The 1,733-nt window shown below is 42.1% G+C and carries 4 protein-coding genes; 2 read left to right on the forward strand and 2 right to left on the reverse strand.

The window, feature by feature from the left end; all coding sequences use genetic code 11:
• A partial coding sequence (locus tag PX484_RS07255; protein ID WP_288103302.1) for an ABC transporter permease occupies positions 1–465 on the reverse strand: 465 nt, incomplete at its 3' end.
• Positions 466–869: 404 nt separating this feature from the next.
• On the opposite strand from PX484_RS07255, the gene PX484_RS07260 reads away from it, so the two are divergent.
• A complete protein-coding gene (locus PX484_RS07260) occupies positions 870–1,157 on the forward strand; it encodes a BrnT family toxin (protein WP_287767221.1) in 288 nt (95 codons plus the stop codon).
• Complete coding sequence (locus tag PX484_RS07265; RefSeq protein ID WP_149973672.1) at positions 1,144–1,425, forward strand: BrnA antitoxin family protein; 282 nt, start codon at positions 1,144–1,146, stop codon at positions 1,423–1,425. Before PX484_RS07260 ends, PX484_RS07265 begins: the two co-directional genes overlap by 14 nt.
• A gap of 168 nt (positions 1,426–1,593) precedes the next feature.
• Here PX484_RS07265 and PX484_RS25705 read toward each other — a convergent pair.
• Positions 1,594–1,733, reverse strand: a 140-nt coding sequence (locus PX484_RS25705; protein WP_353853217.1) for a type II toxin-antitoxin system HicB family antitoxin, incomplete at its 5' end; no start/stop codon positions are given.

Consider the following 1,733-nt stretch of genomic DNA (forward strand, 5'->3'; position numbering starts at 1 on the left):
GGGAACCATCAGACAACAGGCAATTAAACGGGGCAGCACCAGATATTCCACGGGATCGGTTTTGAGCATATAGAGTGCGTCGATCTGCTCTGTCACCTTCATGGTACCGATTTCCGCCGCAAAAGCCGATCCTACCCGACCGGCTACCACGATCGCCATCATAATCGGACAGAGTTCCCGACCGAGAGCAAGGGCCAAAATTCCCCCCACCATACTGCCGGCGCCCAAGGCTTGGAACTCCCGGGCCACTTGGATAGTAAAGATCATCCCGATCACCGCAGCCGTGATCATGGCTATAATCAGCGAGGCGGGCCCGGCTGCCACCATTTGTTCTTGGGTGACGCGCCAATCGGGTTTGCGTGTGAATAGGAAGTAAAAAACCCTGCCGGTTAATAGTACCGCTAACCAACAGCGCCGAAACCAGGAGCTTAATTCCTTGCTAAAAATTGCCAATAAATCCTTCATGGCCCTCAAAATCGATCGGACTAGAGAAAAGTCTATCCTGTTTTGTCTTCTAACTCCCATTCCCATGCTATGGATAGTGCAGAATTTTTGTACTAGACCTCTTGCAAAAATCAAAAATCTTCCGTTAGGTGAGGAGTAAGGAGCCAGTAGTCTCGGAGTCAGGAAAATTAAGAATGAGCATTAATCAATTAAATGCTCTATTTAGTGATTTTATGCGATTTTATGCCTATTTTTCTCATTTTTGCACTCTCAAAAATTAATTATGGAAGAACTCTAGTATAGACCTCGTTTCCACACAGAAACCAGAAGAGCCGAATAGATCAATGAATTACTTTTCATTCCCAGAAAAAGCGATTGATCAGATGCTTTGATCTTGTACGCACAAAAATGTATATATTGATGATATGGTCTTCGACTGGGACAACAATAAAAACCAAAGCAATCTCATCAAACACGGTATCAGTTTCGAGGAAGCGATCGCTATATTCGCTGATCCTTCTATCCTGACCTTTGAGGATACCCGATGCAACTATGGGGAAACGAGATTTGTTTCAATAGGGCAAATAACGCTTGCCACCCAAGAAAAGAAAGCGATCATCGTAGTTATTCACACTCAAAGAAGTCAAAGCATTCTTCTCATATCAGCCAGAAAAGCCAATGAACGGGAGAGAAAACGCTATGAGCAACCCTGAATTTTCCCTTGATATGCCTCTTAAAGAGCGACAGGAGAAATTTATGCAAATGTCCGATGAGGATATTGATTATTCAGATATTCCTCCCCTAGATGATGAATTTTTCAAGAATGCTAAACTGGTCAAACCAAATCCACAAACAGAGCAAATTAGTATCAGGTTGGATTCAGAAATCCTTGAGTGGTTTAGGAATCATGCTCAAGAAAAGAGCTATCACGACCTAATTAATGATGTATTACGAACCTACGTCAAACATCAATCGCAATAGCCGATTATCTGCCGAGTAAAGAACCTCAAGAAGCGGTTATAAATGGCAATGATTACAATATCAATTGTAGTGTTTGCCTAAATTAAACCTCAAATGTCGGATTTTGCAAAAACTCCGAAACACCTTATATGCTACAATTCACAAGCTGCGGCGAGAGAAACTTCATTATTAGGTAAATAATAGTCGTCCTTTTGGTTCAGGAATGATTCGTTCTAGTTGTTTTGCAGTTTCAATCCATTCTTGAATAACAAGTTCAGCATTTTGTACAGCTTCTTGATAGGTTTCTCCATCTGCCATACATCCTGCTA

It is taken from the genome of Microcystis sp. M49636_WE2 (assembly GCF_030065375.1).
Taxonomy (GTDB): Bacteria; Cyanobacteriota; Cyanobacteriia; order Cyanobacteriales; family Microcystaceae; genus Microcystis; species Microcystis aeruginosa_C.

Coding starts and splice junctions, on each gene's coding strand:
- PX484_RS07260 (WP_287767221.1), top strand. CDS start 870: ATGGTCTTCGACTGGGACAACAATAAAAACCAAAGCAATCTCATCAAA.
- PX484_RS07265 (WP_149973672.1), top strand. CDS start 1,144: ATGAGCAACCCTGAATTTTCCCTTGATATGCCTCTTAAAGAGCGACAG.